Raw genomic sequence first — 26,147 nt, 5'->3', positions numbered from 1 at the left:
GTCACCTCACCCTAAAGCGCGCGCTCCCGCGCCTGAAGAGCGGCTTCCCGCACGGAGCCCCGGTGCAGGGGTCCGTGGCCGGGCAGCAGTACGTCCCCCTTGAGGCCTTCGAGCACGTCCAGCGAGGCCACGGCCTGTGCCCGCTCGCGGTGGAACATGTCGGGCAGCAGCTGCGGTCCCTTGATCCGCGAGGTGGGGTGCCCGCTCACCAGGGCGTCGCCCGCGATCAGCACGCCGGCGTCGGGCAGGTGGTAGGCGCAGTGCCCGTCGGTGTGGCCGGGCGTGTGCACGGGGACGGGGCGGCCGGGCAGGTCCAGCGGGCCCGCCGAGGGGAACGGCTCGGGGGCGGTGACCGGGACGTGCGCGGTGCCGCCGGAGCGGATCGCGTGGATCGCCCACGGCAGGACGCCGGGCCGCCAGCCGTTCTTCAGGACCGTCCCCACGTTCACCTGGTGCAGGAACTCCCGGCGCGCGTGCGGCACTTCGGCCTCGTGCAGGTATATCGGCGTGCCGTGCGTGGCGTTCAGGTACTCGGCGTTGCCCAGGTGGTCCGTGTGCGCGTGCGTGATCAGCACGGCCGTGACGGCCTCCGGTGAACTGCCCACCTCGGCGAGCGAGGCGAGGAGCCTCGGCCGGTCCCCGGGGTAGCCGGTGTCGATCAGCGTGACCGCGTCCCCCTCGGTCAGGATCACCCAGTTGGTGTTGCTGCCGTGTACCAGATAGGTGCCGTCCGCGACTTGCTGCACATCTGCCCGCATGATCGTCCCGCGTGGTGAGGTTTGTGCCCGACGGACACAGCAAAGCAGATCAGGAGGCGGGCGTGACCGGCGGGTCGGGCCGCATCCCGAACAGCAACCGCGTCAGCCGAGTTCTGCGCACCACGCACTCGTACAGCACCGCGATCACCGCCAGCGAACCGGCCACGATCGCGGCGTACTTGATCACGATCGGCGCCGGCCGGCCGACGACGCCGTACGCCAGAGCGACCACCACCGGCTGGTGCAGCACGTACACGGGCAGGGCGGCGATCCCCAGGTACACCATGGCGCGCGACGGCGGCCGTCCCTCGCCCGGCCGGCCCTCGCGTGCCTTTCCTGGGCGCGGCCGGTCCAGCGCCCCCAGGATCGCCACGACCCAGCACCAGCCCGCCGCCCCGAACACGGCCCGCGTCACCAGGCCCAGCGGACTCCCGTCGGTGAACGGGTCGTCCAGCGACATGAACCCGGGCGCGGCCCCCGCGAACAGGACCAGCCCGGCCACGCCCACGGGAACGGCCACCCGACGCAGCGTGCCACGGACATGTACGTCGTCGGCGAGGACGTACCCGAAGGCGAAGAACACGAGATACGCCCAGCGGTTCCAGCCCGCGAAGCCCTCCTCCATGCCGAGGAACGCGTTGATCGCGGCCAGCGGCACGAGGGGCGCGAGGAGCAGGGAAGGCCTCCGCCGCACCACCTGCCCCAGCCGCTCCGACCGGGCCGCGAGCGGCGCCGCGACCGGGGCGAGCAGCAGGCTGAAGGTGAGCAGCAGCACGACGAACCACAGATGGCCGGTCTCGAAGTGCTCCCCTCGCAGGACGAACGGGAAGTCGGCCGGGTCCGGACGGACGGTGAGGAAGCGGAGCCAGAAACGCCCGTAGGACTCCTCGTAGCCGGGGTCGGCGGCCCGCAGCCGCAGCCACTGGGGGAGCGGGCACAGGACGACGGTCGCGAAGACCAGCGGAACGCCCAGCCGCAGCAGCCGTTCACGGGTGAAGCGGGCGGCACCTCGGCGGCGGATCGAGTAGCGGGAACCCAGCCCGGCGACGAGGAACAGCATCGGCATCGCCCACACGACCCCGAACCCGGCGAGCACGGTGACGGCTTCGGTCGTCCGCGCGCTCTTGACGTAGAAGTCGTCGTCCGGCGAGAAGACCAGGGCGGAGTGGAAGAAGACCAGCCCCAGGACGACGAAGACCCGCAGCGCGTCCAGTTCGCCGCGCCGGGGGGCGGTGGCCGATACCTGCGTCTCGACGCTCACGCGCACAGTGTGGCCGCCCGGCGGGGCTCCGCCCAGAGGAAGGGCCGCCTCCGGCGCCGTCCACCGGAGGCACCCTCCCGCGCGCCCCCGAAGCGGCCGCCTCTCCGCCTCAGCGCACGCCGTGCGGGCGGAACTGCACGCTGATGCGTGGTCCCGTGGCGCGTGTGGTCTTCGGGATCGAGTGCTCCCAGGTCCGCTGGCAGGAGCCGCCCATCACGATGAGGTCGCCGTGGCCCAGCGGGCGGCGCACCGTCTCGCCGCCGCCCCGCGCCGGGCGCAGCAGCAGATCCCGGGGCGCGCCCACGGAGAGGATGGCGACCATCGTGTCCTCGCGCGCGCCCCGCCCGATCCGGTCCCCGTGCCAGGCGACACCGTCCCGGCCGTCGCGGTAGTAGCAGAGCCCGGCCGTCGTGAACGGCTCGCCGAGCTCCTCGGCGTAGTGCGCGGACAGCGCGTCGCGGGCCTCGGTGAGCACGGGGTGCGGGAGTGCGTCGTCGGCGCCGTAGAAGCAGAGCAGTCGAGGTACGTCGACGACGTGGTCGTACATCGTGCGCCGCTCGGCTCGCCAGGGCACCTCGGCGGCGAGCTGTTCGAACAGGGCGTCGGCGCCGCTCAGCCAGCCGGGCAGCACGTCGATCCAGGCGCCGTGGGCCAGCCGGGTACGGCGGATCCCGGCGGGGTCGCCGAGCCGCAGCTCGTCGGTCTGGTCGAACAGGGAGCCTTGGAGGTGCGTGGCCATGGTTCCAGCGTAACCCTCAATCGAAAATATGTTCCTATTCGATTCCCAGTCGACGCCTGGCCGGTTTCCGCCCGGCTCTTTGGATACATTCCTGTATCGGATACATTCACGTATCGAACGGAGGCGGGACATGGCGGTGAAGGAAACGACCGGACGCGTCACCAAGCGCCGCGTCCGCACGCGCGCCAACCTGCTCGACGCCGCGTTCGCCGTGTTCGCCGCAAAAGGGTTCGGCCGGGTCTCCATCGAGGAGGTCTGCGAGGCCGCCGGCTACAGCAGGGGCGCCTTCTACTCCAACTTCGACAGCCTGGACGAGCTGTTCTTCGCCCTCTACCGGCAGCGCGCCGACCTGATCGCGGAGCAGGTGTCCGGGGCGCTCGCCCTCGACGGGCCGGACCTGGACGTGCCCGCCGCCGTGGACCGGGTGACCGAGGTGCTGCTGCTGGACCGGGACTGGCTGCTGGTGAAGACGGACTTCCTGGTGCACGCCGCGCGCGACCCGGCCGTCGCGCAGGCCCTGCTGGAACACCGCGCCCGGCTGCGCGGCGCCATCGCCGACCGGCTGGCCAGGGCACGGGGACACACCGCACTGCCCGCCGTGCTCGGCGACATCGACGGCGCCGCCCACGCCGTGGTCGCCGCCTACGACGGCGTCACCACCCAACTGCTGCTGGACCGGGACGGCGAGCACGCCCGGGCCTGGCTGGGGCAACTGCTCACCGCGCTGCTCACCGACGGCAGCGACACCACCCGATGAGGACATGAGGAAGGGACGGTCGCCATGGATGCCGACGTCATCGTCGTCGGAGCGGGACTCGCGGGCCTGGTCGCCGCGAGCGAACTGACCAGCCGGGGCCGCAGGGTCGCGCTGGTCGACCAGGAGAACGCCGCCAACCTCGGCGGGCAGGCGTTCTGGTCCTTCGGCGGGCTCTTCCTCGTCGACTCCCCGGAGCAGCGGCGCCTGGGCATCAAGGACTCCCTCGACCTGGCCTGGAACGACTGGCAGGGCAGCGCCGGGTTCGACCGGGTGGACGACGAGGACTCCTGGGCGGTGCGCTGGGCGCGCGCCTACGTCGAGTTCGCGGCCGGCGAGAAGCGGGCCTGGCTGGACGGGCACGGCATCAAGTTCCTGCCCACGGTCGGCTGGGCCGAGCGCGGCGACCTGCGCGCCCACGGCCACGGCAACTCCGTGCCCCGCTTCCACATCGCCTGGGGCACCGGCACCGGCGTCGTGGAGCCGTTCGTGCGGTACGCCAAGCAGGCCTCGCGCGACGGGCTGCTCACCTTCTACCACCGGCACCAGGTCGACGAGCTCGTCATCGAGGAGGGCACGGCGCGCGGCGTACGCGGCACGGTCCTGGCCGACGACCACTCGGCCCGGGGCGTCGCCTCCAACCGCGACCGCGTCGGCGAGTTCGAGCTCACCGCCCAGGCCGTCGTCGTCACCACCGGCGGCATCGGCGCCAACCACGACATCGTCCGCCGCTACTGGCCCGAACGGCTCGGCACCCCGCCCACCGAGATGGTCACCGGCGTCCCCGCCTACGTCGACGGCCGCATGCTCGACATCAGCGCGGAGGCGGGCGTACGCCTGGTCAACCGTGACCGTATGTGGCACTACACCGAGGGCCTGCAGAACTGGGACCCGATCTGGCCCGGCCACGGCATCCGCATCCTGCCCGGACCGTCCTCCATGTGGTTCGACGCCCTCGGCCGCCGACTGCCCGACCCCTGCCTGCCCGGCTACGACACCCTGGGCACCCTCAAGCACCTGCGCACCGACGCCGACATCGCCGGCTACGACCACTCCTGGTTCATCCTCAGCCAGAAGATCATCGAGAAGGAGTTCGCGCTGTCGGGCTCCGAGCAGAACCCCGACATCACCGCCAAGGACCGGACCGGCTTCCTCAAGGAGCGGGTGCTCGGCAAGGGAGCCCCGGGACCGGTGGCGGCCTTCCTGCGCAACGGCGCCGACTTCGTGACCGCCCCGAACCTGGACCAACTGGTCGAGAAGATGAACCAGCTGACGGACAAGCCGCTCCTCGACGCCGAGACCGTCCGACGCCAGATCGAGGCCCGCGACCTCCAGATCGCCAACCCGTACAGCAAGGACGCCCAGGTCCAGGGCATCCGCAACGCCCGCCGCTACATCGGCGACCGCCTCGGCCGCGTCGCCACCCCGCACCGCATCCTCGACCCCGCGGCCGGCCCCCTCATCGGCGTCAAGCTGCACATCCTGACCCGCAAGACCCTCGGCGGCATCCAGACCGACCTCGACTCCCGCGCGCTCGGCGCCGACGGCACGCCGATCGACGGCCTGTACGCGGCCGGCGAGGTCGCCGGCTTCGGCGGCGGCGGCGTCCACGGCTACAACGCCCTGGAGGGAACCTTCCTCGGCGGCTGCCTCTTCTCCGGCCGCACGGCGGGACGGGCGGCGGCGCGGCAGGTCGGCTAGGACTCCAACATGCGCACCAGCACGGTGGCGTGACTCTGCTCCGGCGTCTTGGACGCCGTCAGCAGGGTCACGTCGCCCTTGTGTGCCAACTCCCGTACCTGGTCCAGGAGTTCGACGGCCTCGGGATCGGCCAGCTCCGCCTCGTACCGCTCGGCGAACTCCTCGTACGAGCCCTCGCCCGCGTGGTACCAGCGGCGCAGTTCGGTCGACGGGGTGAGCGCCTTCGGCCACTCGTCGACGCGGGCCGCCTCCTTCGACAGGCCGCGCGGCCACAGCCGGTCGACCAGGACGCGGACGCCGTCCGCGGGCTCGGGCGGTTCGTAGACACGGCGGACGCGCACGCTCACGGGCGGCCTCTCGACGAAGGGGCGGGTGCGTCGGAGCGTACTGCGGAGCCCGCCGGGACTTGACCCGATCAAGGGCGAGTTGCGGGGGAGGGGGCCTTTAGTGTGAAGCCGTTGTCCACCCCCCGAACCGTAGGAGAGCACGTGCCGAAGGCCGTCAGACGCACCTTCGTCCTCGTCACCACCCCCCTCGCCCTCGCCGCTCTGCTCGGGGCCGCCGCGCCCTCGCCGACGGGCTCATCCGGAGCCGGCGACCCCTACTTCCCGCTCGCCGGAAACGGCGGATACCACGTCGGCCACTACGACCTGACGCTCCGTTACGACACCGGCAGCGGTTGCCTCGACGGCAGGGCCGTCCTCACCGCCCGTGCCACCCAGCGTCTGACCCGCTTCGACCTCGACTTCAAGGGGCTGACCGTCACCGGCCTGACGGTCGGTCACACCAAGGCCGGATTCCGGCGCGACGGACAGGAACTCGTCGTCACCCCACAGCGCGCCCTGCGCAAGGGGGAACGATTCACCATCACCGTGACCTACAAGGGGAAGCCCGCCCCCGTCACCGACCCGGACGGCTCGCTCGACGGCTGGATCCCCACCGACGACGGAGCCTTCGTCGCCGGGGAACCGCAGGGCGCGATGACCTGGTTCCCGGCGAACAACCACCCCACGGACAAGTCGTCGTACGACTTCACGATCACCGTCCCCCAGGGGCGCACCGCCGTCGCCAACGGCGTCCTGCTCTCCCGGCGGACCACGCACGGCAAGACCACGTTCCGCTGGCGTCAGAGCGAGCCCATGGCCGCCTACCTGGCCACCGCGACCGTCGGGAAGTTCAAGGTGGAGCAGTTCACCACCAGGAACGGCATCCGCGTCTACAACGCCGTCGACCCGCGCGAGGCGGCCGCCGCGGCGCCCGTGCTCAAGAAGCTGCCCTCCGTCCTGGAGTGGGAGAGCAAGCTCTTCGGCCCCTACCCGTTCCGTGCCGCCGGATCGATCGTGGACCACGCCCCGAACGTGGGCTACGCGCTGGAGACCCAGAGCCGTCCGGTCTACGACAGCGCGCCCGACCTGAGCACCCTCGTCCACGAGAGCGCCCACCAGTGGTTCGGCGACTCCGTCTCGCTCACCTCCTGGAAGGACATCTGGCTCAACGAGGGCTTCGCGACCTACGCGGAGTGGCTCTACGCCGAGCAGCACGGCGGCGACAGCGCGCAGAAGACGTTCGACGAGCTCTACGCGAAACCCGCGAGCGACGGCCTGTGGGAGTTCCCGCCCGCCAACCCCGGCAGCGGCGCCAACATCTTCGGCACCCCCGTCTACAACCGTGGTGCGATGACCCTGCACGCCCTGCGCAAGGCCGTCGGCGACCGGGCGTTCCTCCTGATCCTGCGCGCCTGGGCGTCCGGGCACCGCTACGGCCACGGCACCACCGCACAGTTCGAGCGCCTCGCGGAACAGGTCTCGGGGCGGGACCTGGACGGTCTGTTCCGGACCTGGCTGGACACACCGGGCAAGCCGAACCGGCCCCAGGGCCGGACGAGTTCCTCAACGAGCTGATGGCCCGCATCCGTACCGTGCTGCGGCGCGGCGGACGGGCCGGCGGCCGGCGGGAGGAGCCCGTCGTACGCGCCGCCGGGATCGCCGTCGACCCCGTCCGGCACGAAGTGCGGTGCGAGGGGGCGGCGGTGGAATGCGCCGCGGCCGGGTTCGAGATCCTGCCGGCGATGGTCGCCGAACCCGAACGGGTCTTCTCCAGGCGGCAGTTGCTGGAGTGGACCCGGGGCATCGACTGGGCCTCCACCGGTTCTGGCGGGCCGAGAAGTTCCGCAGCCGGCGCACCGGCGGCAGCGGGCTCGGGCTGCCGATCGTCCGGCACCTGGTCACGGCGCACGGCGGTACGGCCGCTCAGCCGGCGCGCTGTCGCAGCGCCCTGCGCTCGGTCTCGCTCGTGCCGCCCCAGATCCCGATGAACTGGTCCATGTCCAGCGCCCAGCGCAGACACTGCTCCCGGACCGAGCAGCGCCGGCAGACGGCCTTCGCCTGCTCCGTCTGCAGCACGGTCGGTCCGGACGTGCCGATCGGGTAGAAGAGGTCGGGGTCCTCATGGCGGCAGGCGGCGTGGTCTCGCCAGTCGTCCATCAAAGTCACCTGCGATCGTCGTATGTGCCCTCGGTGGATGCATTACTCGTTTTCGAGTCGCCTGTCGATGCGCAAGTGAAACCCCGTCGGACCCCGGCGAATCCGGTCACTGTTCGCGCATGCCCCACGGGGAGCCGTACGCCGTCAGCAGATCCAGGAACGGCCGGGCCGGGAAGGCCTCCGGGCCCAGCACGCCCGCGCCCGACCAGGCGCCGTCGGCGAGGAGTTCGAGGGCGACGACCGGATTGACGGCGGTCTGCCAGACCACGGCCTGGCTGCCGTACTCCTTCATGGACCACTGGTTGTCGACCACGTGGTACAGGTACACCTCGCGCGGACTGCCGTCCTTGACGCCCCGCACCCAGGTGCCCGCACAGGTCTTGCCGTGCATCCGCTCGCCCAGCGTCGCCGGATCCGGCAGACACGCGGCGACGACGTCCCGGGGAGACACCCGCACCGGCCCGTCGGCGCCCGGCACAGTCACCGGCTCGGTGCGGTCCAGGCCCAGCAGGTGCAGCGTCTTCAGCGTCCCGATGAACTCCTCGCCCAGGCCGTACTTGAAGGTCACCCGGCGCGCGTCGACCCAGCGCGGCACCAGGAGCACCTCCTCGTGCTCCACGTTCACGCACTCCACCGGCCCGATGCCCTCGGGGAAGTCGAACACCTCGGGCTCGCTGAACGGCTCGGTGGTGAACCAGCCGCGGCCCTCCTCGTAGACCACGGGCGGGTTGAGGCACTCCTCGATCGTGGTCCAGATGCTGAAGGACGGCGCGAAGTCATAGCCGTCGACGGTCAGGTTCGCGCCGTCGCGAACGCCGATCTCCTCGATCTCGTCGAAGAGCTCGTCGGCCGCGTACCGGGCGAACACGTCCGACAGACCCGGCTCCACGCCCATCCCGACGACGGCCAGCGCACCGGCCTTCTCCCAGTCGGCGGCCTGCTCGAACTGGGCGTCGCCCAGCTTGACCCCGCACTCCTCGTACGGGCGCTGCGGGTGCGGCCGGGACAGTGACATCGCCATGTCGACATAGGTCGCTTCGGCGGCGCGTGCCGCCCGGAACAGCGGCAGCACGAAACGCGGGTCGGTGGCGTTGAGCAGCACGTCGCACGCGTGCCGCCGAAGCAGCGCGGTCACCGCCGCCTCGTCGCTCGCGTCGACGCGTTCGGCCCGGAAACGGGCGTCGCCGTCGAGCGCCGCCACGGCCGCCTCGGCACGCGCCAGGTCGTAGTCGGCGACCACCATCGCCTCGAAGAACGGGCGCCGGGCCGCGATCCGGGTGATGGCGGTGCCCACTCCACCGGCTCCCACGAGCAGTACACGCATGACAAGACTCCCTCGGCTTGAAGGTCCACGGGCTTGAAGGTCTACGGCGAGGTGGGGCCCCGCCCGAGATACAACGCGGTCCGTTCACGTAAGGTCAATGGCGTTGGCATAAGGACGGAGAGGACGGGAAGGACGGAGGTCATCGTGCCGAAACCGGTCGTGCCGGAGGAGAAGCGGCGCCGACGCCGTCCCACGAAAAGCGGCACCGTGCTGTCGGAGCGGCTGATCGTCGAAACGGCGCTGCGGATGCTGCGCGAACACGGCAGCTCCGGTCTCACCGCCCGCCGCCTCGGCCTCGCCCTCGACGCGGACCCGAGCACCCTGTACCGGTACTTCCGCGGCATGGACGACCTGACCCTCGCCATCGGCGACGCCCTCATCGGCCAGGCGCTGGACGGCTGGGAACGGACGGGGGAGTGGCGGGCGGACCTGCGCGCCGTGGGGCTGCGCGTCCACGCCGCGTACGTCGCCCATCCGCAGGCCGCCGCGCTCACGACCAGCCGGGTCACCGGGCGGCCCAACGAACTCGCCGCCGACGAGACGGTGTTGGACGTGCTGCGCACCGCCGGGTTTCCGCTGCCGGACACCGTGCGGATCTACCACGCCTTCATCGACCAAGCGCTGGCCTTCGCGGCGCTGGACGCTGCGGCGCTGGCCCTGCCGACGGATTCGCTGCGCGCTGACGAGGATGTGTGGCGGTCCACGTATGGTCGGCTGCCCCGTGCCGCTTATCCGCGGATCGCCGAGGCGGCGCCTTTGCTGGCGGCGCGGATGGTGGACAGTGCGTATCCGACCGCGTTGGAGATGTTGTTGGACAGTGCCGCGGCGCAGCTGGAAGCGTTGTAGCTCCGCAGGTGGTGCCGGGTCAGGTGGTCTTGGGGCTGCGGCTTCGTTGTGGCTGGGCGCGCCCACGCGGCGGAGCCGCACATCGATACAGCCCCGCGCCCCTTGAGGGCGTTGCAGGGTTGCCTGCTGGCTCAAGCGCGCAGCGATTCCGCTGCCGTTGACGGCACTGCCTGCGTGACCGCTGCCAGTGCCGGTGAGTCCAGTTTCCACTGCTGGCAGTACACCGGGACGTCGACCGGGCGGTCCGGGGCCAGCTGTACCAGACGGCCGGTCTTCAGGAGCGGTTCCGCCTGGACCTCGGGGATCATGCCCCAGCCGAGGCCGGCGGTCACGGCCGCGAGGAAGCCCTCCGAGGTGGGGATGTGGTGGCGTACGGGGCTCGCACCGGTGCGGCCGCGGCGGAGCGTGCGGACGAACGCGTCCTGGAGGTCGTCGCTGCGGTCGAAGGTCATGACCGGCGCCCGCGCGAGCGCCTCCCCGAGTGACGAGCCGAGGTGGCGCTCGGCGAACTCGGGGCTGGCCGCGGCCAGGTAGCGCATCCGGCCGAGGCGACGCACCTGGCTGAACCCGCACGTCTACCTCGACACCGTCTTCCTGCTCGGCACGGTCGCCGCCGACCGCGGTCCGATGCGCTGGACGTTCGGTCTCGGTGCCGCGCTGGCCAGCCTGTGCTGGTTCGCCGCCCTCGGCTTCGGCGCCCGGCTGCTCAGCGGCCACCTCGCGAAGCCGGCGCCCTGGCGCGTCCTGGACGGGCTGGTCGCCGCGACGATGATCGCCCTCGGCGTCAGCCTCCTCGCCGGAAGCTGAGACGCGCGTCCGAACGCCTGGCCGGTACTGCGATAGTGATCCCCGACCGGAAAAGATGTAACGAGCATCCAGGAAGCGCGTGGATACCAGCGAGAGCAGTGCCGAACCACAGGATCCACTGGAGAAGGCCCCCTCCGCGGTGCCGCCCGGGCGGCGTGGCTGGCGCCGCTGGGCCATGGACACCCGGCCGCTGCGCCGTCCGGCCTACCGCCGGCTGTGGTCCTCGACCATCGTCACGGCCGTCGGCAGCCAGCTCACCGCGGTCGCGGTGCCCAAGCAGATCTACGACATCACCGGCTCGTCGGCGTGGGTCGGCGCGGCGAGTCTCGCCGGACTGCTGCCGCTCGTGGTGTTCGCGCTGTGGGGCGGGGCTGTCGCCGACAGCATGGACCGGCGCAAGCTGCTGCTGATCACCAACAGCGGCATCGCGGTCACCTCGGTGCTGTTCTGGCTCCAGGCCGTGACCGGCCTCGCGTCGGTGGCCGTGCTGATGGTGCTGCTCGCCGTCCAACAGGCCTTCTGGGGGCTCAACGCCCCGGCCCGCAACGCCTCCATCGCCCGTCTGGTGCCGGCCGACGAGCTGACCGCCGCGAACGCCCTCGGCTCGACCGTCATGCAGACCGGCCAGGTGGTCGGGCCCCTGCTGGCCGGCGTGCTCATACCCGTGATCGGCCTGGCCGAGCTGTACCTCATCGACGCGCTGGCCCTGTGCGTCACGGTGTGGGCGGTCGTACGGCTGCCCGCGCTGCCGCCCCTCGCGGCCCCGGGCACCGCCAGGCGCCGGGCGGGCATCCGTGAGATCGCGGACGGCTTCCGCTACATCGCCCTGCACAAGGTGCTGTTGCTGTCCTTCCTGGCCGACATCATCGCGATGGTCTTCGGCATGCCCCGCGCCCTGTTCCCGCAACTCGCGAGCGAGACCTACGGGGCGTACGGCGAAGGGCTCGCCCTCGGACTGCTGTTCGCGGCGATCCCGATCGGTGCTGTCGCCGGCGGACTGTTCTCCGGCACGTTCTCCCGGGCCCGCCGGCACGGCTGGATGGTGATCGGCGCGGTCGTCGCCTGGGGCGGCGCCATCACCGGCTTCGGACTGAGCGGCAGTCTGTGGCTCGCCGTGGCGTTCCTCGCCCTCGCCGGGGTCGCCGACATGGTCTCGATGGTCTTCCGCGGGGCGATCCTCCTGTCCGCCGCCAGCGACGAGATGCGCGGCCGGATGCAGGGCGTCTTCACGGTGGTCGTGGCGGGCGGGCCGCGCCTCGCCGACGTGCTGCACGGCACGGCGGGTTCGGCGTTCGGCGCGCGCACGGCGACCGTGGGCGGCGGGCTGCTGGTCGTCGCCCTGATGGTCGGCCTGGCCGTGGTGGTTCCGGCCTTGCGCCGTTATCGCGTCTGAGTCTCAGAGCGCGCTGCGCCGCTGGTGGCCGTACTGTTCCATCAGTCTGCCGCGCGTCAACTCCAGCCGGTGCGCGAGGATTTCGGCGACATGGCGGACCAGGGACATCCCAAGGCCCGGATCCTCCTCGCACAGCCGCAGCACCGCCGCCGCGTCGAACTCGTAGGCGCGCACCGGGCTGAAGGCCTCCGCGCCGAAGTCCCACTGGTACGGCGGGAACAGCCAGGACCAGCCCAGCAGGTCGCCGGAGCCGAGGCTGGCGACGGTCACCCGCTGGATCGACGTCACGCGCTGGTCGAGGGAGACGGCGCCCGAGCGGATCACCCAGAAGCGGTCGGCCGTGCCGCCCGCCTCGAAGATCCGGGTGTCCTCCGGGAAGGAGACCTCCCGGGCGAGCCCCATCAGACGCTGGCGCTGAGGTGGCGGAAGGGCGGTCAGCAGTTTGATCGCTTTGGTCATGACACGGGGCTCCTCGCCGACGACTGAGGTACCGGTGCTTTCCCTGCGTCCATTTCAGCCGCTACCGCCGTGGTGGGCACCTCGGCGGCGGACGGTTTCGTCGAGAGTTCGTACCGAGAGCGTGCCAGGGTGTTAAAAAGCCCTGGCTGGACGGGGGAGGCCAGCCAGGGCCGTAAGCGGTGGTGCGGGGGACGAGACTGTCTACCCCGTGACCACGTATGTATGAACCGTAAACCATCTTGGTGGATTCTGCGTAACCAAGACCGGGTTACGTGACCGGTTTCACTCGGATCTATGTTTCAGGGCCGCTCCGGATGCCTGCCCGGGGTCAGAATCTCCTCCAGCACCGTGATCACGGTTTCATAGGCCACCGTGCGTACGGCGGCCTCGCGGGCCGCGTCGGGGTCGGTCGACCTGAGCTGCTCGCTCCGTGCCCGCCACGTCCGCTCCTCCTGCCGGGCACAGGCCCTGGCGCGCTGCATGCGCCGCAGCAGTTCGTCTGAGTCCACGACATCGGTCATGACATCCGCGTACCCCCGTATCCCCCGATGAGCCGTCCTTCCCCCGATGCCTTCACACACCGTCCGACGCCGTCACCGGCACGCCCAGCGGGCGGGCCAGACCTGCCACTCCCTCGTCGAGGCGTTGCAGATGCCGCAGGACGCGGTCGGTGACCCGGCCGTAGCGCGGTGCGCCGGGGGCGCTGCGGCCCAGGAGCGAGGCGATGCTCGGGCCGGTCTCGATCCCGGCCGTGGCGTCTTCGTCGGTGACGTGCCGGGTGATCGTCTCGATGTTGTGCGCGATACGCCCCGCGGCCCGGCGCAGCCGGGGATCCGCCGCGATCGAGGGGTGGGTGGGCAACAGCTCGGCCGTCGCGGCCAGGGACCGCGCGTGGTACGCGCACGTCTCCAGTAGCGCCACCACATGGCGCGCGGTCTCCCGCCGGGCCCGCAGCGGCGTCACCGGATGCGTGAGCGGCTTGGTCGCGGCCCGCAGGTCCGCCAGCGCCTGGTCCAGGTCCCGCGCCTGGTCGAGCAACTCGACGGGCGGCCCGCCGCTGAGCTGCTCGACGGCGCTGCGAGTGACCTCGCCGAGCCGTTCCAGCACGGTGGCCAGGAGCTCGTTCGTCCGGCGGTCCGTCTGCACCGGCAGCACCAGCGCGGCCGCGATCACCCCGCAGGCCGCGCCGAGCGCCGTCTCCTCGATCCGCAGCACCAGCACCGAGAGGCTGTAGGTGTGCAACAGCGTGTAGAGCAGCCCCAGGGCGGCGGTGACGAAGAAGGAGGACAGCGTGTAGGACAGCGGGGCCGAGTAGAACATCGCGAACACGAACAGCAGCACCAGCGCGAACGCCGTCCAGGTGTGCTGCCCGACCGCGCCCGCCAGCACGATGCCGGCCAGCACGCCCAGCACGGTGCCGAGCAGCCGGCGGTAGCCCTTGACCAGGATCTCGCCCGTGGACGCGGTGTTGAGGAACACGATCCAGCAGGTCAGCACCGCCCAGTACCAGCGGTCGCGGGAGAGTAGCTCGCCGCCGACCATCGCCAGCGTCGACCCGACGGCCACCTGCACGGCGGCCCGCGTGGTGGGCCGGCGCAGCCCGGACGGTTCCTCCGAGGGCGCTGCCTCGTCCGCGTCGAGCACGGCGTCCTCCGCGTCCAGCTCCTCACGCGAGCGCGCCGTGGCCGGACTGTCGTCGGACTCGTCCTGGGGTCCGCCGAGGGCGATCCGCAGCCCGAGGACCGCGCGGGCGGCCTCGCCGACGGCCCGGAAGGCGTCCTGCACGGCGGGGGAGGCGTCGGGCAGGTTCTCCTCGTCGCGGTAGCCGAGGAGCCGGTTGCGGACGTGGGACAGCGCGGTTTTGGAGGCCTCGCCGACGGGGTGCAGGACGAGCAGGCGCAGGGCCTCCAGGTCGCGGCGCAGCGTGACGGTCGCCTCCTCACGGACCGGCTGCCGTCCGCCCGAGGGGACGGGCGCGCCGGGCAGATGCAGGGCCAGGGTGTCGGCCCGCTCGGCGCCGCGCGCCGCGAGGAGCGACAGACCCAGCCGCTCGGCCGCGATCTCGGCGTCCGCGACCCGCCGTTGCACCAGCCGCGCGACGGCCTCGTCCGTCGTCCCCTCCGCCAGCCGGCCCTGGATCAGCAGGGCCGTCTCGTGCAGCCGCGCCGTGCCCTCGCGCACCCGCTCCAGGGCCCGGTCCGCCTCTTCCGGGCCGGCGCCGAGCAGTTCGAGCTGGGCCGACAGCAACTGGGCCAGCCGGGCGCGGAAAGCCTTGCGCAGCCGCTCCAGTACCCCCGTCGGCGTCTCGGGGACGAGAGCGAACCGCACCAGCGCGCTGCACCCGAAGGCCAGGGCGACCGCACCGTACAGCTCGGGCAGGCCGGAGACCGTGGCGCCGACGAACAGGGAAACGAAGTAGATCTGGAAGCCGATCAGGCCGAGCGCGGTGCCGCGGTCGCCGAACCTGCGCCCGTAGACGGCGCAGAAGATGAGCACGACGAAGAACACGTCCCCGGCCACGATGTCGCTGTGCAGGGCCGCCGCCAGCGTCATGGACGCCAGTGCCACCGGCAGGCCCAGGGCGAGCGTGACCGCCTGCTGTCCGCGCAGCTTCTCCCGGATCGCGAAGGTGGCCACCATCGCCGCCAGGGCCCCGGCGACCAGGTGCGTCACATCGGTGCCGAGCAGGGCGAGCACGGCGACCGCGAGGGCGATGGCGCCCGCCGTGCGCAGCCCGGCGGTCAGCCGCAGCAGCCCGGGGTCGGACGCCGCGAAACGGTCCCGCAGTCGTGCCCGGACCGGCCGTCCCGCTGCCCTCACGTCGCCGTACTCTCTCCCGCTCTCTCCCCGTTCCCGCCGCGAGCGGCGGCTCGCGGCGCGGCCGTCACCTCAGTCAGCCGTCCCCTCGATCGACCCGTCGCCCTTCCCGTCGACGCGCGCCCGCAGCTGCTCCGGCGACAGATACGCGTGGACGAACTCGAAGTCCTTCAGCTTCGCCGGGCTGCGGGACTGGAAGCCGGTGCGTACGAAATCGTCCCCGGCGACGGCGTTGAGCAGCCAGTTCGTCATGACGCGCGTCTTGGCGACGTTGGTGCGCAGCGCCGACCAGTGGTAGCCGCGGGCGACGGCCATCGCGGGCAGACCCTTGAGCTCGATGCCGAGCGGCTTGGAGACGGCGTCGCGGCCGCCGAGGTCGACGACCAGGCCGAGGTCCTTGTGCTCGTACGGCCGCATCGGCTGCTCGCGCAGGGCCGCGATGACGTTGTCGGCGACGACCTTGCCTTGACGCATGGCGTGCTGGGCGGTGGGCGGGCAGACCGCGCCCTCCTCGCCCTTGGCCACATCGGGCACGGCGGCCGCGTCGCCCAGCGCGAACACGCCGTCGTGGCCCGGCAGGTTCATCTCGGCGTTCACCGCGAGGCGGCCCCGCACCGTCTCGGCGCCCAGCGTGCCGATCAGCGGGCTGGCGGCGACGCCGGCGGTCCAGATCAGGGTGTGGGTGGGGACCACGCGGCCGTCGGTGAAGGTGACCTCTTCGGGACCCGCCTTCGCGATGGACACGCCCAGGGAGATGTCGACGCCCCGCCTGCGCAGGATCTCCTGCGCGGCACTGCCCAGCTTCTCGCCGAGCTCGGGCATCAGCCTCGGCGCGATGTCGATCAGATGCCACTTGATCAGCTTCGGGTTCAGTCGCGGATAGCGCTTGACCGCGTTGTGGGTCAGCTGCTGCAGACAGGCGGCGGTCTCGGTGCCCGCGTACCCGCCGCCGACCACCACGAACTGGAGCCGCGCGGCGCGCTCGTCCGGGTCCTGGCTGGCGTCGGCGAGGTCCAGCTGGGAGATGACGTGGTCACGGAGGTAGGCAGCCTCCGCGAGCGTCTTCATGCCGTAGGCGTGGTCGGTCAGTCCGGGGATGTCGAAGGTACGGGTGATGCTGCCGGGCGCCAGCACGATGTAGTCGTACGGCTCGTTGACGGTCACGTCGGTGATGGTGCGGATGACGCAGACCTTGGCCGCGAGGTCCACGCCGATGGCGCCGCCCGGGATGATCCGGGTGCGGTACCGGCGGCTGCGGCGCAGGGACACGGCGATCGACTGGGGCGTCAGGACGCCGGAGGCGACCTGGGGCAGCAGCGGGAGGTAGAGCTGGTAGGAGGACGGCGTCACCAAGGTGATCTCGGCCTCGTCGGGGGAGAGTCTGCGTTCCAGCCGGCGCACGCATCCGACTCCGGCGAAGCCTGCGCCAACCACCAGGATCCTGGGTCGTGTCACGGTGATCATCCCTTCTGCGGCTCCAGGCGGGGTGCCTGACGTCGTTCGCCTGCCCCCGGACCGCGGCTTCGCACGCCTCGATCCCACCGCGCCACCGGCCGTTCCGCCAGCCGGGTGCGGCAGGCAGATGAACTCGTCGACAGCCACCTTGCCCCAACCCGTGCGGGGGCACACCGGTTCGGAGGCGAAAGACATGTGCGCGGGATCTCTTGACGGTCCGTTGGTCCGGACCTAGCGTCCCCCTCGCTCGTCCAAGTCAGGGGCCGCAGTTCAAGTATGTGACCCGGCGTGTATGGCGTGCGGCCCGCCCCCCCACATCCGACAGGAGGCAGGATGCCCATACGCCTGCGCACCCTCACCGTCACCACGGCGCTGTGCGCCACCTCCCTGCTCGCCACCCCGGACGCCTTCGCCGAAGTCGAGCCCGGCGGCTGGCAGTCGGTGTCACCGACCTTCACCGTGCAGGAACGCGGCTGCGGCCAGGTCGACGGCCTCACGTTCCGGCTCACCTGCTCCACCGCCAGTGGCGACCAACGGGCTGAACGACGCTATGCCACCTACACCGGAGGAACCCGCCAGTTCGAAGGCTACTTCCGCATCACCAGCCTCCGGGACCGTCGGCGCTACCGTCCGCGTCAACACCGTCCACCAGGTCGGCGCCGAGCACCGCACCTACATCAACGGCTCGCTCAAACACACCTACGCGAGCCCCGGCGGCAGCTTCTACGACAAGTTCGGCGCCTACCGCACCGACAGCGGCGGCGGACAGGCCACCGTGGAGTGGAGCAACGTCCGTTTCTGGCGCAAGTAGCGGCCGCCGTATGCGAGGAAAGGCGCCCATCGCGGCGTCGGCAGCGCTGATCCTGGCGCTGCCGGCCTGCTCGGCCGACGCCACCGATCCGGAGCGGCCACTGCGCGGTGTCCTCACGACACCCACCGACATCGACCTGGACTGGCAGGACACCCGACCTTCAATCGCGGGCCACGTCCTGGAGTTCGCGACCGAGGAGAGCGGCCCCTACACCGTCCTGAAGTACCTCGCCCCCCAGGTGACGAGCTACCGCCACCCCGACCTCCTGCCGCACACCACCTTCCACTACCGGCTGCGCTCCTACCGCGGCCCCACCGCCCGGCCGACCCGCACTGACCTCGCGGACGGCCTCCGCTTCACCTGGACCGACGACTCCCCGGACGAGGACGGCTTCCTCCTGGAGATCCGCAAGAAGAACAGCCACCGCTACGACCCCGTCGCCGTCGTCCCTCCGGACACCGAGACCACCGACTTCGTCCCCCTGCCCGACGAACGGCACGCCACCTACCGCGTCCGTGCCTTCGTCCTCGGCGAGCAGTCCAATGAAGTACGGCTCACCACGGGCCAGTAGACGCGGGTCGGCGGGGCCGGCAGGACGAGCCGGGTGCGGTCAGCCGAAGACGTTGTCCGCGTCGTCCCAGTGCGCCAACTCGTCCGCCATGTGCTCCCGGGGCGCACGCGAGCGTGCCTGGTACATCGCGTCGATCTGGAGCGCGTAGTGCCGCACGATCGCGTCCCGGCGCAGCTTCATCGACGGTGTCAGCAAGCCGCTGGCCACGTCGAACGTCGCCGGCAGCACCCGGAACACCCGGATGGACTCCGAACGCGACACCGCGCTGTTGGCGGCGGCCACCGCCCGAGAGAGCTCCTCCCGCAGCGCGTTCTCCTCCCGCGCCTCCTTCACCCGCGCGTCGCTGCGCACCGCGAGGGATTCCCGCCAGTACGCCAGGAAGTCCGGATCCAGGGTGATCAGGGCCCCGACGCAGGGCCGGTTGTCGCCCACGACCACCGCCTGGTGGACCAGCGGATGCATCCTCAGCCGCTGCTCCAGGAGCGCCGGGGAGACGCTCTTGCCGCTGCTCGTGACGACGACGTCCTTCTTGCGGCCGGTGATCGTCAGATAGCCGTCGGAGTCCAGCCGCCCCAGATCCCCGGTGGCCAGCCAGCCGCCACGCAGCGCGGCCCGCGTCGAGGCCTCGTCATGGACGTAGCCCTGGAACACCGACGGCCCGCGCACCAGGATCTCCCCGTCGTCGGCGACGCGGATGTCCGTGCCCGGCAACGCCCGACCGACCGTCCCTGACATCTCCCGGCCCAGCGGCTGCGCGGTGATCCCGCCACTGGTCTCGGTGAGCCCGTAACCGTCGTTCACGTAGATGCCGATGCCCTCGTAGAACAAGGAGATCTCACGGTTCAGGGACGAGCCGCCCGAGGTCGCCAGCAGCACCCGGCCGCCCAGCGCGGCACGCAGCTTGCGGTACACCGTCCGCTCGTACAGGGCGTGCTGCAGCCGCAGATCGAAACCCGGCCCCGGCCCGCCGCCGAGCCGCTGCCGTTCGAGGGCCGCCGCGTAGTCCCGCGCCGTGTCGGCGGCACGCTCGAACAGCGCGCCCCGGCCCGCCTGTTGCGCCACCCGCAGGAAATTCTTGTAGATCTTCTCGAAGATCGACGGGACCCCGCAGAAATACGTCGGTCTGAACGAACGCAGCGCCGCCGACAGCGCCTCCTCGTGCAGGTCGGGCTCGTGGCCCATCATCATGCCGCCGCGGATGCACAGGGTCTGCACCAGAAGGCCGTACACATGGGAGAACGGCAGGAAGGCCAGCACGGACGCCTGCCCGCCCGGCGGCACCACCTTGTGCCCCCAGCCCGCGAGCAACGTGTCGCAGGTGCTCGCCAGATTGCGGTGGCTGAGCGCGCAGCCCACGGGCCGGCCCGTCGTACCGGAGGTGTAGGCGACGACCGCGGTGGAGTCCGGCAGCACGATCCGGCGCATCGACTCCACCGTCGCGAGCGGCACGAACTCGCCCCGCTCCACCAACTGCTGCAACGCACCCGCGTCCAGCTGCCAGACATGGCGCAGCTGCGGCAGCGACCCGCACACCGAGCCGACCGTCATGACCGCCTGTTCGTCCTCGACCACGACGGCCACACAGCCGGAGTGCCGCAGGATCCACTCGACCTGGTCGCGCGACGACGTGGGATAGATCGGGACCACCTCGGCGCCCACCGCCCACAGCGCGTGGCTGAGCACCGTCCACTCGTACCGCGTGCGCGCCATGATGGCCACACGATGACCGGGCGAGATCCCCGAAGCGATCAAACCCTTGGCCAGATCGGTCACTTCCTCGCGCACCTCGACGGCGGTCACCTCCTCCCAGGTGGTGGAGGAGGGGTCCGGGCGGCGCGCGAGCAACGGCAGGGTGGGATCGAGGGCCGCCGTCTCGAAGACGCTGTCGGCGAGCCCGCCGGTCAGGGATGTGACGGTGGGGGGAGCGAGGCCGAGGTCACGCATGCGCTGCTCCTGTTGTGTACCGGGTGTGACAGCACCGATGAGTACTGTTATCGGCGGTGCCCGAATCTAGCCCAGCTGAGAGCGCGCGGTGTCGAGAACTGACAATTGACCTCGTTCGGTGATCTCCCCTCGGTCAGGGCGACAACCACACCGTGGCGAGCGGAGGCAGCGTCAGCCGAATGTGCCCGTCCTCCGGCTTGAGCGGTTCCGGGTTGGTGACGTCGCTCCCGCCGTAGTGCGCGGCATCGGTGTTGAGGGTCTCGTGCCAGGCGTCGACGCGGTCCGGCACCCACAGCCGGTAGTCGTGCCGGACGACGGGGGAGAAGTTGGAGACGGCGAGCAGGATGTCACCGTCCGATCCGAAGCGGAGGAAGGCGAACACGTTGTCGTCCGCGGCGTCCCCGACCACCCACTGGAAACCGGACGGGTCGGTGTCCCGCTCCCACAGCGCCGGAGTCGCCCGGTACAGCGTGTTGAGGTCCCGGACCAGGTCCCGTACGCCCCGGTGGTCGCCCGCGGACGCGTACCCGGGATCCAGCAGCCACCACTCCGGCCCGTGCGCCTCCGACCACTCCGCGCCCTGCGCGAACTCCTGCCCCATGAAAAGGAGTTGCTTGCCCGGGTGCGCCCACATGAAGCCCAGATAGGCGCGATGGTTGGCGCGCCGCTGCCACCAGTCGCCGGGCATCTTGGAGACCAGCGCCTGCTTGCCGTGCACGACCTCGTCGTGGGAGATCGGCAGCACGTAGTTCTCGCTGTAGGCGTACACCATCGAGAAGGTCATCTCGTTGTGGTGGTACTTGCGGTGCACCGGCTCCTTGGCCATGTACTGGAGCGAGTCGTGCATCCAGCCCATGTTCCACTTCAGCCCGAACCCCAGCCCGCCGCTGTCGGTCGGCCGCGTCACCCCGCCCCAGGCCGTGGACTCCTCCGCGATCGTGACGACGCCGGGGTTGCGCCGGTACACGGTCGCGTTCATCTCCTGCAGGAACGCCATCGCGTCCAGGTCCTCGCGCCCCCCGTAGGCGTTCGGCGCCCACTGCCCGGAGTCCCGCGAGTAGTCGAGATAGAGCATCGAGGCGACGGCGTCCACCCGCAGCCCGTCGACGTGGAACTCCTCGCACCAGTACGTGGCATTGGCGACCAGGAAGTTGCGCACCTCGGTACGGCCGTAGTCGAACTCGAACGTCCCCCAGTCCGGGTGCTCCGCCCGCCGCGCGTCCCCGGGCTCGTACAGCGGATCCCCGTCGAACCGGCTCAGCGCCCAGTCGTCCTTCGGGAAGTGGGCCGGCACCCAGTCCACGATGACCCCGATGCCGGCCTGGTGCAGGGCGTCCACCAGGTACTTGAAGTCGTCCGGCGTGCCGAGCCGGGAGGCCGGCGCGTAGAAGCCGGTGACCTGGTAGCCCCACGACCCGGCGAAGGGGTGCTGGGCGACCGGCATGAACTCGACATGGGTGAAACCGAGCTCCTCGACATACGCGGGCAGCTCATCCGCCAGCTGCCGGTAGGTCAGGCCCGGACGCCAGGACGGCAGATGCACCTCGTAGACCGAGAACGGGGCCTGGTGCACCGGAACGTCACCCCGGTGCGCCATCCAGTGCTCGTCGCCCCACTCGTAGTGCGAGGCGTGCACGATCGACGCCGTGTCCGGCGGGACCTCCGCACGGCGGGCCATCGGGTCGGCCTTGAGGAACCGGCCGCCGTACCGGGACGTGATCTCGAACTTGTACCGCGTGCCCTCGCCGATCCCCGGCAGGAACAGCTCCCACACCCCGGACGCCCCGAGGGACCGCATCGGGAACGCCGTACCGTCCCAGCAGGTGAAGTCCCCGGCGACCCGGACACCCCGGGCGTTCGGCGCCCACACGGTGAATCGGGTTCCGGCCACCCCCTGATGGGTCATCGGCTCGGCGCCGAGCGCCTTCCACAGCTCCTCGTGCCGGCCCTCGCGGACGAGGTGCAGGTCGAGCTCGCCGAGGGCCGGCAGGAAGCGGTACGGGTCATGGACCTCGCGCTCGTCGGACCCGTCCTCGGCGTACGACACCAGCAGCGTGTACGCCGGGATCGTGTCCAGCGGCAGCACACCGGAGAACAGCCCGCCGCCCTCCGAGACCAGCCCCGTGCGCTCGCCGTCGACCACCACGCTCACCGCACGCGCGAACGGACGCAACGCCCGGAAGGCGATCCCGCCCGGGACCGGATGCGCCCCGAGCAGCGCGTGCGGATCGTGGTGGGCGCCCGACAGCAGGCGCTCACGGTCGGCCGGGTCCAGATCGGGCGCGGCGGCGCGTCGGCCCGGGCCGGCCGATTCGGGGCGCGAGGTCTCGTGCAGGGCCATGGGTCAGGCTCCTCTCACGGCGAGGCGTTCGATCGCCGCCATCGGTACGGGCAACCAGTCGGGTCGGTGCCGGGCCTCGTACAGGACCTCGTACACGGCGCGGTCGGTCTCATACGCACGCAGCAAGCCGTGCTTCTTGCGCGGGTCCCATCCGGCGAGGCCGGCATAGCCCGCGCAGTACGCCTCCCGGCAGCGGCGCGCCCACTCCGGACGCCACGGCCGGCGCTGCCGGGCCGCGTAGTCGAAGGAGCGCAGCATGCCGGCGATGTCCCGCACCGGCGAGTGGACGCCACGCCGCTCGGCGAGCGGACGGGACGGCTCGCCCTCGAAGTCGATGACGAACCACTCCCGGCCGGCCCGCAGCACCTGACCCAGGTGCAGGTCACCGTGGATGCGCTGGGCGGGCGGCCCGGGATCGCAGCCGGCGAGGGCACCGAAGGCGGTACGCAGGCCGGGGACGTACGGCTGGAGCGCGGGGACGAAGTGCGCGGCGAGCTCCAGGCGCTCGGTCATCGCCGCCGCCATCCGGTCGTTCTCGCCGCGGGACAGCGACGGGAACGCCGACGCCAGCGCCAGATGCACCTCCGCCGTCGCCCGCCCCAGCTGACGGGCCTCGGCCGTGAAGTCGCCGCCCGAGGCCAGCGCGTTCAGCGCCAGCGTCCAGCCGTCGGAGGCGTCCCGCAGGAACGGCTGCAGCACGCCGAGCGTGGCCTCCCACGGGTACGTCGTCCGGAACCAGGCCACCGGGGCCGGTACCCGACCACAGCCCTGCCCGGCCAGCGCGCCGGACAGCTCCAGGTCGGGGTTGACACCGGGCTGGATGCGCCGGAACAGCTTGAGGATGAACGTATCGCCGTACACCAGCGAGGAGTTCGACTGCTCGGCGTCCAGCACCCGGGGCACAAGCCCGGCGGGCACGGACACCGACGGGTCGGCCTCGAAGCACAGCGGGCCCGACGTGCCCGGATGCCGCAGCCGTTCCAGCAGCAGCTGGGCCGACCGGGGGTCCTGCAACGCGTCGAAGACCGTCAGCCCGGCCAGCGGTCCCTCCTCCGCACGCCCGATGAGCGCCCGGCCGAGCCGCGGCGACAGATGCTGTCGTACGCCGAGCAGCAGCTGGTAGCAGTCGCCGGCCGGGGGAGCGCCGCCGGGCGCGGGCACCGCCGAGTGACCGGCGTGCACCAGCAGATGCAGACAGCCCGGGAACAGCTCCGTCATCGACAGCAGCGCGAGGTCCGTGACGGGCCGGTCCTTGCCCGCGAACCAGCGCTGCCGTGGCAGCCATTCGCGCAGCAGCCCGGCGAGCGAGACCATGGGGCTCGCGTCGACCGTACGGCTCGATCGGGGAGATGCGGTCTTCTGCATGGTGACCCGTCCTTTCCTCGGCACGGACTCGGAGCGCACGCTCACAGCCGTCGACCGATGCGGGATGCGACTCGGGAGAGCCGGAACCAGTAGAAGCCGTGGCCCCCGAGGGTCAGCAGATACGGCAGCTCGCCGATCGCCGGGAAACGGACCCCGCCGAACAGCTCCACCGGATGACGTCCGCTGAACTCACGCAGGTCGAGTTCCGTGGGCTGCGCGAAGCGCGCGAAGTTGTTCACGCACAGCACCAGGTCGTCCTCGTACTCGCGGAGGAAGGCGAGCACCGCGGGGTTGGAGGACTGGAGTTCCGTGTAGGAGCCGAGCCCGAAGGCCGGGTTCTGCTTACGGATCTCGATCATCCGGCGCGTCCAGTGCAGCAGCGACGACGGGGAGGCCATGGAGGCCTCGACGTTCGTCACCTGGTAGCCGTAGACCGGGTCCATGATCGTGGGAAGACAGAGCCGCCCGGGGTCGCACGAGGAGAAGCCGGCGTTGCGGTCCGGCGTCCACTGCATGGGGGTGCGGACGGCGTCGCGGTCGCCGAGCCAGATGTTGTCGCCCATCCCGATCTCGTCGCCGTAGTACAGGATCGGGCTGCCCGGCAGGGCGAGCAGCAGGGCGGTGAACAGCTCGATCGAGTGCCGGTCGTTGTCGAGGAGCGGGGCGAGCCGCCTGCGGATGCCGATGTTGGCCCGCATACGGGGGTCCTTGGCGTACTCCGCCCACATGTAGTCGCGCTCTTCGTCGGTGACCATTTCGAGGGTCAGCTCGTCGTGGTTGCGCAGGAAGATGCCCCACTGGCAGCCGGAGGGAATGGCCGGCGTCTTGGCGAGGATTTCCGAGACCGGGTAGCGGGATTCCCGCCGTACGGCCATGAAGATGCGGGGCATCACTGGGAAGTGGAAGGCCATGTGGCATTCGTCGCCACCGTTTTGATAATCACCGAAGTAGTCGACGACGTCTTCCGGCCACTGGTTCGCTTCGGCCAGCAGCACGGTGTCCGGATACATCGCGTCGATCTCGCGTCGGACACGCCTCAGGAATTCATGGGTCGCGGGAAGGTTCTCGCAGTTCGTGTCCTCCTCCGCGTACAGATAGGGCACGGCGTCGAGCCGGAATCCGTCGATGCCGAGGTCCAGCCAGAAACGGAGGGCGGCCAGGATCTCCTCCTGGACGGCCGGGTTCTCGTAGTTGAGGTCCGGCTGGTGGGAGAAGAAGCGATGGAAGAAGTACTGGCCCCGGACCGGGTCGTACGTCCAGTTGGAGGCCTCGGTGTCGACGAAGATGATGCGGGCGTCGGCGTACTGCTTGTCGTCGTCGGCCCACATGTAGTAGTCGCCGTAAGGCCCGTCGGGGTCTTTCCTCGATTCCTGGAACCACGGGTGCTGGTCGCTGGTGTGGTTCATGACGAAGTCGATGATGACCCGCATACCGCGCTGGTGGGCTGAGTCCACGAATTCCACGAAGTCGGCGAGATCGCCGAATTCAGGAAGGACCGCGGTGTAGTCGGAGACGTCGTAGCCGCCGTCCCGCAGGGGCGATTTGAAGAAGGGCGGCAGCCACAGGCAGTCGACGCCGAGCCACTGCAGGTAGTCGAGTTTGGCGGTCAGGCCTTTGAGGTCGCCGACACCGTCGCCGTTGCTGTCCTGGAAGGAGCGGACCAGGACCTCGTAGAAGACGGCGCGCTTGAACCAGTCCGGGTCACGATCCTTGGCGGGCGTGTCCTCGAACGTGTCCAGCACGGGCTCGTTGACGGTCATGACGCTCAAGACCCTCCGATCTGCGGTGGCGATGCCTGGACGTGGAGCACGTGCGCGGGGGCCCTGCCGGGTTCGAGGCGCACGTAGTTGGTCCGGCCCCAGCGGTAGGTCTCACCCGTCAGTTCGTCGTGCACGGACAGGGAGGCATCCCAGTCCAGGCCGAGTTGCGGCATGTCCAACGAGACCGTGGCCTCCTGGGTGTGGTGAGGATCAAGGTTGGCGACCACCAGAACCGTGTCCGGACCCGTGCGTTTGCTGTACGCGATGAGGGCGTCGTTGTCGGTGTGGTGGAAGCGGAGGTTCCTGAGCCGGTGGAGGGCGCGGTGGCTCCTCCGGATGGCGTTGAGCTGGGTGATCAGGGGGGTGATGGTGCGGCCTTCGCGCTCGGCGGCCGTCCAGTCGCGGGGGCGTAGCTGGTACTTCTCGGAGTGGAGGTATTCCTCGCTGCCCTTGCGCAGGGGGGTGTTCTCGCAGAGTTCGTAGCCGCTGTAGATGCCCCAGGTGGGCGAGAGGGTGGCGGCGAGGACGGCGCGCAGTTCGAAGGCGGGGCGGCCGCCG

Annotated in this window: 21 protein-coding genes and 4 pseudogenes; 9 read left to right on the top strand and 16 right to left on the bottom strand. The window is 71.0% G+C overall.

Annotated features, from left to right (window positions below):
- Nucleotides 1-11: 11 nt before the first annotated feature.
- From AQJ67_RS06090 to AQJ67_RS06080, 3 genes are all read right to left on the bottom strand, one after another.
- Nucleotides 12-758 (bottom strand): MBL fold metallo-hydrolase, encoded by a 747-nt coding sequence (locus AQJ67_RS06090; protein ID WP_062717009.1) that lies wholly within the window; start codon nucleotides 756-758, stop codon nucleotides 12-14.
- Nucleotides 759-807: 49 nt separating this feature from the next.
- Nucleotides 808-2,019, bottom strand: a complete 1,212-nt coding sequence (locus tag AQJ67_RS06085; protein ID WP_079055802.1) for an acyltransferase family protein — start codon at nucleotides 2,017-2,019, stop codon at nucleotides 808-810.
- A 109-nt stretch (nucleotides 2,020-2,128) separates the two neighbouring features.
- Nucleotides 2,129-2,758: an alpha-ketoglutarate-dependent dioxygenase AlkB family protein gene (locus AQJ67_RS06080; RefSeq protein ID WP_062717007.1), complete on the bottom strand. Its 630-nt coding sequence runs from the start codon at nucleotides 2,756-2,758 to the stop codon at nucleotides 2,129-2,131.
- Between the two features lie 130 nt (nucleotides 2,759-2,888).
- Here AQJ67_RS06080 and AQJ67_RS06075 point away from each other — a divergent pair, with 130 nt between their 5' ends.
- Both AQJ67_RS06075 and AQJ67_RS06070 read left to right on the top strand, forming a co-directional pair.
- The gene (locus AQJ67_RS06075; RefSeq protein ID WP_062717006.1) at nucleotides 2,889-3,515 is read left to right on the top strand and encodes a TetR/AcrR family transcriptional regulator; all 627 of its coding nucleotides are present in this window, start codon (nucleotides 2,889-2,891) and stop codon (nucleotides 3,513-3,515) included.
- 24 nt (nucleotides 3,516-3,539) lie between these two features.
- Complete coding sequence (locus AQJ67_RS06070) at nucleotides 3,540-5,213, top strand: FAD-binding dehydrogenase (protein ID WP_062717005.1); 1,674 nt, start codon at nucleotides 3,540-3,542, stop codon at nucleotides 5,211-5,213.
- Here the strand turns inward: AQJ67_RS06070 and AQJ67_RS06065 are convergent.
- A complete protein-coding gene (locus tag AQJ67_RS06065) occupies nucleotides 5,210-5,560 on the bottom strand; it encodes a DUF488 domain-containing protein (protein ID WP_062717004.1) in 351 nt (116 codons plus the stop codon). The genes AQJ67_RS06070 and AQJ67_RS06065 overlap by 4 nt on opposite strands.
- Nucleotides 5,561-5,701: 141 nt before the next feature.
- On the opposite strand from AQJ67_RS06065, the gene AQJ67_RS06060 reads away from it, so the two are divergent.
- Together AQJ67_RS06060 and AQJ67_RS49010 are read left to right on the top strand one after the other, a co-directional pair.
- Nucleotides 5,702-7,114 (top strand): M1 family metallopeptidase, encoded by a 1,413-nt coding sequence (locus AQJ67_RS06060; protein ID WP_062717003.1) that lies wholly within the window; start codon nucleotides 5,702-5,704, stop codon nucleotides 7,112-7,114.
- Nucleotides 7,105-7,359 (top strand): annotated as a pseudogene (locus tag AQJ67_RS49010) (response regulator transcription factor); the annotation flags it as partial. The gene AQJ67_RS06060 and the pseudogene AQJ67_RS49010, both read left to right, overlap by 10 nt.
- 103 nt (nucleotides 7,360-7,462) lie before the next feature.
- Here the strand turns inward: AQJ67_RS49010 and AQJ67_RS06055 are convergent.
- Nucleotides 7,463-7,696, bottom strand: coding sequence for a WhiB family transcriptional regulator (locus AQJ67_RS06055; protein WP_062717002.1), 234 nt, complete (start codon nucleotides 7,694-7,696; stop codon nucleotides 7,463-7,465).
- A gap of 106 nt (nucleotides 7,697-7,802) precedes the next feature.
- Nucleotides 7,803-9,020 (bottom strand): saccharopine dehydrogenase family protein, encoded by a 1,218-nt coding sequence (locus AQJ67_RS06050; protein ID WP_062717001.1) that lies wholly within the window; start codon nucleotides 9,018-9,020, stop codon nucleotides 7,803-7,805.
- Nucleotides 9,021-9,164: 144 nt separating this feature from the next.
- Here AQJ67_RS06050 and AQJ67_RS06045 point away from each other — a divergent pair, with 144 nt between their 5' ends.
- On the top strand, nucleotides 9,165-9,866 hold the full coding sequence (locus tag AQJ67_RS06045; RefSeq protein WP_062717000.1) for a TetR/AcrR family transcriptional regulator: 702 nt from the start codon (nucleotides 9,165-9,167) through the stop codon (nucleotides 9,864-9,866).
- 131 nt (nucleotides 9,867-9,997) lie between these two features.
- Here the strand turns inward: AQJ67_RS06045 and AQJ67_RS46600 are convergent.
- Nucleotides 9,998-10,423, bottom strand: a pseudogene (locus AQJ67_RS46600) (LysR substrate-binding domain-containing protein); the annotation flags it as partial.
- On the opposite strand from AQJ67_RS46600, the pseudogene AQJ67_RS46595 reads away from it, so the two are divergent.
- Both AQJ67_RS46595 and AQJ67_RS06030 read left to right on the top strand, forming a co-directional pair.
- Nucleotides 10,422-10,673, top strand: a pseudogene (locus AQJ67_RS46595) (LysE/ArgO family amino acid transporter); the annotation flags it as partial. The pseudogenes AQJ67_RS46600 and AQJ67_RS46595 overlap by 2 nt on opposite strands.
- Before the next feature lie 79 nt (nucleotides 10,674-10,752).
- Complete coding sequence (locus tag AQJ67_RS06030; RefSeq protein WP_062716999.1) at nucleotides 10,753-12,066, top strand: MFS transporter; 1,314 nt, start codon at nucleotides 10,753-10,755, stop codon at nucleotides 12,064-12,066.
- 3 nt (nucleotides 12,067-12,069) lie between these two features.
- Here AQJ67_RS06030 and AQJ67_RS06025 read toward each other — a convergent pair whose 3' ends face one another.
- From AQJ67_RS06025 to AQJ67_RS06010, 4 genes are all read right to left on the bottom strand, one after another.
- Complete coding sequence (locus AQJ67_RS06025; protein ID WP_062716998.1) at nucleotides 12,070-12,525, bottom strand: cyclic nucleotide-binding domain-containing protein; 456 nt, start codon at nucleotides 12,523-12,525, stop codon at nucleotides 12,070-12,072.
- A 299-nt stretch (nucleotides 12,526-12,824) separates the two neighbouring features.
- Nucleotides 12,825-13,046, bottom strand: coding sequence for a hypothetical protein (locus tag AQJ67_RS06020; protein ID WP_062716997.1), 222 nt, complete (start codon nucleotides 13,044-13,046; stop codon nucleotides 12,825-12,827).
- 52 nt (nucleotides 13,047-13,098) lie between these two features.
- Nucleotides 13,099-15,345, bottom strand: coding sequence for an FUSC family protein (locus tag AQJ67_RS06015; RefSeq protein ID WP_062716996.1), 2,247 nt, complete (start codon nucleotides 15,343-15,345; stop codon nucleotides 13,099-13,101).
- A 69-nt stretch (nucleotides 15,346-15,414) separates the two neighbouring features.
- The gene (locus tag AQJ67_RS06010; protein WP_062716995.1) at nucleotides 15,415-16,806 is read right to left on the bottom strand and encodes an NAD(P)/FAD-dependent oxidoreductase; all 1,392 of its coding nucleotides are present in this window, start codon (nucleotides 16,804-16,806) and stop codon (nucleotides 15,415-15,417) included.
- Between the two features lie 541 nt (nucleotides 16,807-17,347).
- Here AQJ67_RS06010 and AQJ67_RS49000 point away from each other — a divergent pair.
- Both AQJ67_RS49000 and AQJ67_RS06000 read left to right on the top strand, forming a co-directional pair.
- Complete coding sequence (locus AQJ67_RS49000) at nucleotides 17,348-17,608, top strand: hypothetical protein (RefSeq protein ID WP_244190374.1); 261 nt, start codon at nucleotides 17,348-17,350, stop codon at nucleotides 17,606-17,608.
- 10 nt (nucleotides 17,609-17,618) lie between these two features.
- A complete protein-coding gene (locus AQJ67_RS06000; protein WP_062716994.1) occupies nucleotides 17,619-18,179 on the top strand; it encodes a fibronectin type III domain-containing protein in 561 nt (186 codons plus the stop codon).
- A gap of 39 nt (nucleotides 18,180-18,218) precedes the next feature.
- On the opposite strand, the gene AQJ67_RS05995 is transcribed toward AQJ67_RS06000, so the two are convergent.
- The 5 genes and pseudogenes from AQJ67_RS05995 to AQJ67_RS48995 all read right to left on the bottom strand — a co-directional run.
- On the bottom strand, nucleotides 18,219-20,123 hold the full coding sequence (locus AQJ67_RS05995; RefSeq protein ID WP_062716993.1) for an AMP-dependent synthetase/ligase: 1,905 nt from the start codon (nucleotides 20,121-20,123) through the stop codon (nucleotides 18,219-18,221).
- A 133-nt stretch (nucleotides 20,124-20,256) separates the two neighbouring features.
- Nucleotides 20,257-22,464, bottom strand: coding sequence for a 1,4-alpha-glucan branching enzyme (gene glgB / locus AQJ67_RS05990; RefSeq protein ID WP_062716992.1), 2,208 nt, complete (start codon nucleotides 22,462-22,464; stop codon nucleotides 20,257-20,259).
- Nucleotides 22,465-22,467: 3 nt separating this feature from the next.
- The gene (locus tag AQJ67_RS05985) at nucleotides 22,468-23,829 is read right to left on the bottom strand and encodes a maltokinase N-terminal cap-like domain-containing protein (protein ID WP_062716991.1); all 1,362 of its coding nucleotides are present in this window, start codon (nucleotides 23,827-23,829) and stop codon (nucleotides 22,468-22,470) included.
- Nucleotides 23,830-23,870: 41 nt separating this feature from the next.
- Nucleotides 23,871-25,589, bottom strand: coding sequence for a maltose alpha-D-glucosyltransferase (gene treS, locus AQJ67_RS05980; RefSeq protein WP_062716990.1), 1,719 nt, complete (start codon nucleotides 25,587-25,589; stop codon nucleotides 23,871-23,873).
- Between the two features lie 5 nt (nucleotides 25,590-25,594).
- Nucleotides 25,595-26,147, bottom strand: a pseudogene (locus AQJ67_RS48995) (alpha-1,4-glucan--maltose-1-phosphate maltosyltransferase); the annotation flags it as partial.

This window comes from Streptomyces caeruleatus (genome assembly GCF_001514235.1).
GTDB lineage: Bacteria > Actinomycetota > Actinomycetes > Streptomycetales > Streptomycetaceae > Streptomyces > Streptomyces caeruleatus.
Note: the sequence above shows the minus strand (reverse complement) of the source record. Positions and strands in the feature narration are given on the sequence as shown.